We start from the raw sequence: 7692 nt of genomic DNA, 5'->3' as shown, positions 1-7692 counted from the left end.
GTTTTATGATTTTAGGTACAATTTTTTGAGAAAAGGATTCATTTCCAATTATAATTAAGAGTATCAGTATTATTTTTTTCATAATTTACTACAACGTGTTTGTATATGGTTTGTTGCGTGATTTAAGCACTAAATTTAGTAAATAATTACCGACCAAGAAAGTCCGCGAGGACTTTCGTAAGTAGGCGAGAAGCCAGCAATAAATTATATACGGTGTTATGTGCTGGCATTGCTTTATCAGAATTCAAATTATCTTTTTCAATATTTTCAGTAAGTAGCACTTTTCTCGAATGTATTCTAAAAGCCGGGTTCTATTTTGATATTATATTTTGTTAAAAGTCCAACTACCGTTTCTAAAGTAAATTTAGCTCCTTTAATTTGATTATTTTCTGGGTCAATTGAAAAGTTGTAAGAACTTCTAAAATCAGTATTTTGGAAGTTTGTGTTTTTGAATATTGCATTTTGTAAGTCACAATCATCAAAAACGGATAAACTCAAATCACACTCCGTAAAATCAACTTCTTGAAGTTTGGTTTTCTGAAATGAAATTTTTGAAAGTTTCCGTTTAAAAAATGACGAATGATTTAATTGGCATTTGTCAACTTTTATTAAAAATCCAAAGTCGTTACATTTATCGAATTGTAAACCTAACATTTTACAATCTTTAAAAAGTATATTTTGAAATCCTGTTTGTAAAATATGAGCTGAACTTAAATTACAGTCATAAAATTCGCAGTCTATAAACCTAATTTTCGACAAATCAGAATTCGAGAAATTACAATTTAAAAAAGTACATAATTCATATTCGCCTTTTTCAAGTCCATTTTCCGAAAAGTCCTTTTTTTTAAATGTTTTTTCTTCTATAAACTGTTCATTCATTTAATCTCGATGTTTTTTTCCGCTTGCACATAACGTGTTTGTGTATGGTTAGTTGCGTGGTTAAGCAACTAATTTAGTAAACAAATATTTGCCAGAGAAAATTCCGAAGGAATTTTCCAAGTAGGCACTTGCCAAAGCAATTAATTATACACGTTGTTGTGGTGCGTTATTTTAACCTAGAGGGCCTAATAAATCATCCTTCTTTGGCTTTTCAGGTTTTTCAGGTCTACTTGGCTTTTCAGGTTTTTCTGGTTTGTTTGATGTTCTTCTTCCTCTAACACTATTGTCTGTACCTAAACGTTCATCTTTCTCAGGTTTTTGTTTTGGCTTAGGTTTGGTTTTTTTTGAAGGTTTTCTTACTGGCTTTTTGTATTTCAGTTTTCCAGTTTTTAAAGCTTCCTTACATTCATTCCACAAATTTATCTTTCCACTTAAACCTATTCTAACCGCTATATCATTATTATAATTATCGTACAAGTCTTCTCTTCCATACTCGTGATTATCCAGCATAATTCTCGCTGTATGACCTCCTACAAATTTAGCCATACAAGCTCCCCATAAACAATGTCGCATTGCATCAGCTTTTCCGTCCATTGTTCCTTCCATATTTTCTGTCCCAATTAAAGCTCCGACAGCACAAAAAGCCCAATATATGCTTGGATATGGTTGTTGTTCTATAAATTTTTTCTCCTTTGCATTTATACTCACGTTACTATATTCAATTCCCTTTTTTAAATAATGACTAGTTATTGGTTTTATATCTATTCCAATTGTTTTTTCAAGTTCTGAATGTTTGACTTTGATTTTGTCTTTCATAGTTCCGTTTAATGCACCACAACGGTTAGTATATGGAAAGTAGCAGATTTATTTGCGACAATTTTGCGTTATAAAACAAAGATAGCAGAAAAGAAATGAACTTTAAGTTTAGCTCTTACCTGCTATTTTTTATATACGTTGTTGTAAACAGTTATTTTATTACTTTCTATTCTATTTTAAAACTCTATTTTCATTGTTAGCTACTATGTCCATATTTCGCCCAATGAGTAACCCTATCGTTAAACCTAATCCCATTCCTAATGCTGACCCTAAAGCTATTCCCATAGCTAATCTTTCTGAGTTTCCAAATATACCTATAATACTACCAATTGCTAATCCAAAACCCATTCCTAAACTCATACCGATAGTTAGACCTATAGCAGTATAGTAACCTTCAGTAATTAATGAGAACTCCTTTTTTAAAAACAGTTTAAAAACAGTAAGTTTTTTACTAAAGTACCTTTTCTTATTTTCAGGATTCGATTTTAAATTCAATATTCCAATTTCATCTTCAATGCGTGATAATTGTTTTTCTGTTAGTTCTTTGTTTTTTAAATTATTTAAAATTATAGTAAACCCCTCATAGACAATTGTTTCTTGTTTGTTTTTGGTTTCCTCTAATAAATTTTTAAAAACTTCTATAGCTTCTTTAATACTCATAATTTTAATGTTTATTTAATTTGTGCCCAAAATCAAATAATATTACACTTTAGCTTAGCTTTTTTTTTTCAAAATTAAGAACCTCTTAAGTCTTCCATATCTTTAATTAATTTATCTAGTTTTTTTAATATACCTCCGTAAACTAAATTTAAGTCCCATTTATAGATTCGTCCTCCAAAAATGCCTAATAAAATAGCAATTATTAGTATTGAAATTATCCAAAATACTGGTACTCCTTTGATTAAATAAAATTGATGACTATCTAATAGCTTATTGAAAGTATCTTGAAAAGAATTAGAAAACCAAAAGCTAGTTACTATAACTATAAAAATATAAGGATAAATAAATCTGGACATTTTCATATTAATCAAAATTTGAACTTGCATCCATTTATCAAAAGATTTTAAATATTGGTAACTACTTATGTTTTTATCGATTTTATTTAGGCTTTTAAATAGCTTTATATTCACAATTACTATAACAGCTAAAAGAAGAAAAATAAGTATTCCAGTGATTGGAATTTCTGCTAAAAAGGAAAGTGGTAATAACACCAAAGCACATATAATAATGATGTTTATATTTATTTTAAACATTCTTTTGAACTTGTCTATAATATGAATAGACTTTTGATTATAAAAGTTATTTGGTTTTGGAGCTACCATAATATTTTTATTCAAAATACCTTGTTTCCAAATTGATTCAATTGATTTTTCCATCTAATAATTTTTTCAATCTTTTTTTAATTCTGTTAACTCGCACACCAATGTTATTAGGTGTTGTTCCAATTATTTCTGCAATTTCCTTATTTGGTTTTTCTTCTAAGTAAAATAATATAATGGCTCTATCAACTTCAGATAGTTGTTTAATAGCGTCATATAATAAATCTAAATCACTATCTGAAAAAAAAGTATTGTTGTCATCATCTTCATTGTTAATTATACTATCAGCGCTATAGTATTGACGTGTTTTTTTCTTTTTTTTAACTAAGGTTAAACATATATTTAAAGTTAGTCTGTAAATCCAGGTAGACCATTTAGAGTCGCCACGAAACTTGTCTTTACTTCTCCATATTTGCAAACATACTTCCTGATAATAATCCTCAAAATCTTCTTGGGAGTCAGTGTATGCTCTGCAAATATTTATAATTATTCCAGAATAAGGTAAAATTGATGATGTGTAAAAATCGCTACTCAAAAATTGTTTTTAAGAGGTTAGTGGCTGAAGTTTAAAATTATTACATCTTAAATATTTATAATTTTTATTTGTGTAGATATTTCGAATTGATTTCTGAGTAATTGTTTACAACGTATTTTGCTATGGTTAGTGCGGTTTGAAAATCGGCTAGATTTTCGGACAAGTACTAAGCCATAGCTTTTTGTTTGGTTTTGTTTCTTGTTTGGTTACTAAGCCAAATCGAAAAGATTTGGTGACTTAGTAAATATAGACAAAACTTTAGAAAAGAACTAAACCCGCATTAACTATGAGCAGGTGTTGTAGGTAGTTATTTTTTATTCTTAGTATAAATTGTTGCAACTAATGTTATAGCTCCCAAAAAAGGAGCTGTCAGTAGTCCTATAAGTATTGTAGAATCAATTTCTAATTTAAGGCTCTTAATTACTAAAATTGATGAAATAACAAACAAAATAGTTAATAATATTAACCAACTAAAAAACATAGTTAAAATATTAGAACTTGAAAATAGATTAATAATTGGTGTAGTTATGGTTTTTATAATATCTCGTTTGATATTAGTATCTTCAACTACATCGTCTATTTCTTTAATATTATTTAGTTCTTTTGCGAATTCTTTTATATAATTTACACGTTGATTCTTAATTTCTATTCCGTCACAATTTGATTCATTTGGTTTAATTTTTGAAAATTCATAAAGCACTATTAAATCAATTAAAGGAAGTGTTTTATCTAATTCTGTTTTTAATTTTATTCGTCTTTCAAGTTTCGATTCAGTAGATGAGAGTGAATTAAGGATTTCATTTGTTTCATTTGTAAATTCTAGCCATTCATATTCTTTAATAAGTACCTTTTTTAAGTTCTTAAAAGAAATAGATTTTTGAAAATCTGAATTTCTATAATAAAAAGGACTTTCGGTAAAGGAATAGATTACTTTTTTAAAATAATCCAGAATGTTTTCTAAATGTGTTTCATTTTCATTTATTAAATAACTTTTTATTTCTTTTCGTAATGTAAAAGCATAGCAAAATTTGATTAATCTAGGTCTTATAGCTTTTTTAGAATTTCGGTTTTCCCAATATTTAAATATGATAAAAAAAATTACAAAAGTAATTAATGAAACAATCACACCAAGAGCCCATTTTCTCCAGAAGTTAAATTCTTCAAAAGGTAGGTTAACATTCTTTTTTATAAAATCAAAAAGAAATAGAAAATAGTCGTCGTTAAATCCTGGGAGAATTGGAATAATGTTAATAGCTAAGAAAAAAACACTTATGGCAAACAGAAACATTGATAGATCTATTTTCCAATCATTTTTTATTCTGTAAAAGAATAAATCTTCTACAGAATTGTAATAATCACTGATTATGCCTTCTAAAAGTTTTTTATCGTTTTTCATTTTTATAATTACCTACAACGTATTTGTATAAAAATCAGTTTGTGAGAAAATAGGCAAGGCCTTTTCGAGCGTACTGATTTAACTTTTGTTTAAAAGTACAGAACATTGGGAAAGAAACCAAACACAAATTGTTTTTATGCGGTGTTAGCTTTTAGCAGCTTTTAAGTTTCAGTTTATTTTGAACTTTTATTGAAACTTAGCGTAATTACTGAATTCAAGAATGACTTTCATTTTCAGCTTGTAAAAAACTATTTTGAAACAATAATTTTAAGATAGCTACTACTTTCATAAACACAATAGTAATTTCTGTAGCGTATAATTTTTCATTTTTTAAAAGGTTTTCAAGGAACAACTTTTTGCGTGGCTACTGTTTCATTAAACGCAAGAGTAGTTTCAGCGTTGCTACTTTAAAATTCAGCGTAACTACGATTTTAAAAGAAGAAATCTTTCAGTAAGTTTAAATTTCTCAGCAAGTAAAAAACTATTTTGTTTTAAGATTATAGAACTTTCAGCAAGCAAAAAGTTTTGTAAAAAAGTAGGAGTGACGTACTTTCAATTTCCTAAGAATATTTATGGTTTCGTAAGCTGTTAAAAATTCGACCGAATTTTACTGCCTGTTAAAGCTAACGTATTTGGCTAAGCTTAGTGTGGGAGTTGATAGTCAGGGATTATCGGACGAGCCACTTAGCTTAGACTTATTTATTTGTTTTTTCTTTGTCGACTTAAAACTAATCAAATAAGTTTAAGCGGACAAAGTAAATAAACCAAAAACTTCAGGAAAACCTAAAAACCCACATTAAGTTTAGCCGGTGTTAGCAAAAGTTATTTTTCTTTAAATATATTTTCTATATAAAACATAGCATCTTCTTTTGAATTAAATATTCTCAAATTTAAATTTGTAAGTGTTGCTTTTGCATCTCCTTTTGATTCATCTTTTCTAAGTCCAAGAGACATTTTTACATAAACAGATGATATGTCATTTAATAATTCATTAACGATATAAATTTTCTCCCAATTATTTTCAATATCAGAAGTTCTAACATTATGCGGTGATTGCATAAATACCCAATCATCTTTCTTAAAATTTCCAATTTGATATCCCCATAAATATGGTTGACCTGTAATAGACTGTTTTACAAATTTTTCGGCTTTAGAATTCCCAATAAATACAAGATGTTTTTTACTGAAATTAAAAGGACTAAAATTTATTGTTTGCTTTATTTCTTCATTTTTTTTAATATGAAAATATTTATTTTCTTTATGGTGAGTAATTGAGTTCTTATAAGAGGTTTTCCAATACTGAGTAGTTTCTGTATTTTCCTTTATTAAGTTTTTAGAATAAATTGATATTACGGAATTTTGAGTTTTATTATTTTTTATAAATTGTACTGAATTGCCATTTAGAATTTTTTCATTTCCCCCACTGATTTTAATTTTCATAAAATTCTCTAAATCTTTTTTATTTACGTACTCAATGTTTTCAGAACCAATATATAACTTATCAGAAATAGTGTCATTAAATATTTCAAATGCTGGTTTAACTGAATTTTCTCTTTTCAAAACTTTACACGAGGTGATTGTCAAAAGTGTTGTAAGTAATAATAAAATTCGATTTTTCATTATAAAAGTCAATTTTTGTTAACGTATTTTGCTATGGTTAGTGCGGGTTTGAAAATCGACAGATTTTCGGACAAGCACTTAGCCAGAGCTTTTTGTTTGGGTTTGTTTCTTTTTTAATCATAGAGCCAAATCAACAAGATTTGGCGGACTTAGTAAATATAAACAAAACTTTGGGAAAGAACTAAACCCCGCATTAACTATGAGCAGGTGTTGGCTAATGTTTTTTATTTGTCTAGTTTTTTTATAGTAGGAATTAATTTTTCTAAATATTCGGGAAAATCATTCTTCAAGATAAATTGATTTTCTTCAATAGTGAACAAATGATTCGGAGTATCGTTATAATTGCTAGTTTCAAAAAGAGTTACAGAGTCAAAATATTTCCAATTCTCATTTAAATTCTGATAACCTAAATTATATCTTGATTTGACTTCATTATCAGGAACAAAATGACCACCATTTTCAAATCTAATACGAACTCTTTCTTTTGCCTTTTCAATAGAATTTAAACAAAAGAAAACTATTTCTATTCTGTAGCCGTTTGATTTAAAAATTTCAGGCCAATATAATGGAGTAGAGTTAAAGTTTGTTTCATAACAAAAATTAAGTCTATTATCTATTGAATATTTTATTGTGTTTTCTAAATCTTTTCGAGCAAGATTATGAGCCATTCGATCTCTAAACTCTGTTTCAATTAAAGATTCATATTTCTGTTTATAGACTTTGTCATAATCATAAGGGATTATGTTTTGTTCAGTAAAAGCTTTCGAGAAAGAAGATTTTCCAGAACCGTTACAACCAGCAATTACTAATAATTTAGGTTTATCCATTAAATTGAGGGCCTGGAGTAGGGTTTGGGTTTAATTTTCCTTCAGCAAGTTTTTCTTCATAAACACGAATCTCTTCTGAAATTCGAGGAAGTTCATCTTTCAATCTATTTTTAAGATTAGAAATATAGTTTTGTATGTCTTCTTTTTTACTCATACTGCAAATTTACAAAATTTTAATTCAAAAATTCAGCTTCAAAATATTTGCCAACGTATTTTGCTATGGTTAGTGCGGGTTTGAAAATCGACAGATTTTCGGACAAGCACTTAGCCAGAGCTTTTTGTTTGGTTTTGTTTCTTTTT

At 27.8% G+C, this 7692-nt stretch carries 9 protein-coding genes; all 9 read right to left on the bottom strand.

All coding sequences use genetic code 11. The annotated features are described in order from the left end of the window. Window positions 1-297: 297 nt before the first annotated feature. A complete protein-coding gene (locus FHR24_RS15355) occupies window positions 298-879 on the bottom strand; it encodes a pentapeptide repeat-containing protein (RefSeq protein ID WP_167191062.1) in 582 nt (193 codons plus the stop codon). Window positions 880-1050: 171 nt separating this feature from the next. After that, complete coding sequence (locus FHR24_RS15350) at window positions 1051-1695, bottom strand: hypothetical protein (protein WP_167191059.1); 645 nt, start codon at window positions 1693-1695, stop codon at window positions 1051-1053. A 171-nt stretch (window positions 1696-1866) separates the two neighbouring features. Then, window positions 1867-2355, bottom strand: a complete 489-nt coding sequence (locus FHR24_RS15345; RefSeq protein WP_167191057.1) for a hypothetical protein — start codon at window positions 2353-2355, stop codon at window positions 1867-1869. A gap of 74 nt (window positions 2356-2429) precedes the next feature. Continuing rightward, the gene (locus FHR24_RS15340) at window positions 2430-3071 is read right to left on the bottom strand and encodes a hypothetical protein (protein WP_167191054.1); all 642 of its coding nucleotides are present in this window, start codon (window positions 3069-3071) and stop codon (window positions 2430-2432) included. Then, the gene (locus FHR24_RS15335; protein WP_167191051.1) at window positions 3055-3549 is read right to left on the bottom strand and encodes an RNA polymerase sigma factor; all 495 of its coding nucleotides are present in this window, start codon (window positions 3547-3549) and stop codon (window positions 3055-3057) included. The genes FHR24_RS15340 and FHR24_RS15335 overlap by 17 nt, the downstream gene beginning before the upstream one ends. A gap of 307 nt (window positions 3550-3856) precedes the next feature. Continuing rightward, entirely contained in the window at window positions 3857-4945 is a 1089-nt protein-coding gene (locus FHR24_RS15330; protein WP_167191048.1) for a hypothetical protein, read from the bottom strand. An 822-nt stretch (window positions 4946-5767) separates the two neighbouring features. Next, entirely contained in the window at window positions 5768-6565 is a 798-nt protein-coding gene (locus FHR24_RS15325) for a hypothetical protein (protein WP_167191044.1), read from the bottom strand. Window positions 6566-6789: 224 nt separating this feature from the next. Further along, on the bottom strand, window positions 6790-7392 hold the full coding sequence (locus FHR24_RS15320; RefSeq protein ID WP_167191041.1) for a zeta toxin family protein: 603 nt from the start codon (window positions 7390-7392) through the stop codon (window positions 6790-6792). Next, entirely contained in the window at window positions 7385-7546 is a 162-nt protein-coding gene (locus FHR24_RS15315) for a hypothetical protein (protein WP_157359368.1), read from the bottom strand. The genes FHR24_RS15320 and FHR24_RS15315 overlap by 8 nt, the downstream gene beginning before the upstream one ends. Between the last annotated feature and the right edge of the window lie 146 nt (window positions 7547-7692).

It is taken from the genome of Wenyingzhuangia heitensis (assembly GCF_011762155.1).
Classification (GTDB): Bacteria; Bacteroidota; Bacteroidia; order Flavobacteriales; family Flavobacteriaceae; genus Wenyingzhuangia; species Wenyingzhuangia heitensis.
The sequence above is the reverse complement of the archived record's forward strand: the minus strand, read 5'-3'. Positions and strand labels throughout refer to the sequence as shown.

Coding starts and splice junctions, on each gene's coding strand:
- FHR24_RS15355 (WP_167191062.1), bottom strand. CDS start 879: ATGAATGAACAGTTTATAGAAGAAAAAACATTTAAAAAAAAGGACTTT.
- FHR24_RS15325 (WP_167191044.1), bottom strand. CDS start 6,565: ATGAAAAATCGAATTTTATTATTACTTACAACACTTTTGACAATCACC.
- FHR24_RS15315 (WP_157359368.1), bottom strand. CDS start 7,546: ATGAGTAAAAAAGAAGACATACAAAACTATATTTCTAATCTTAAAAAT.
- FHR24_RS15350 (WP_167191059.1), bottom strand. CDS start 1,695: ATGAAAGACAAAATCAAAGTCAAACATTCAGAACTTGAAAAAACAATT.
- FHR24_RS15330 (WP_167191048.1), bottom strand. CDS start 4,945: ATGAAAAACGATAAAAAACTTTTAGAAGGCATAATCAGTGATTATTAC.
- FHR24_RS15320 (WP_167191041.1), bottom strand. CDS start 7,392: ATGGATAAACCTAAATTATTAGTAATTGCTGGTTGTAACGGTTCTGGA.
- FHR24_RS15340 (WP_167191054.1), bottom strand. CDS start 3,071: ATGGAAAAATCAATTGAATCAATTTGGAAACAAGGTATTTTGAATAAA.
- FHR24_RS15345 (WP_167191057.1), bottom strand. CDS start 2,355: ATGAGTATTAAAGAAGCTATAGAAGTTTTTAAAAATTTATTAGAGGAA.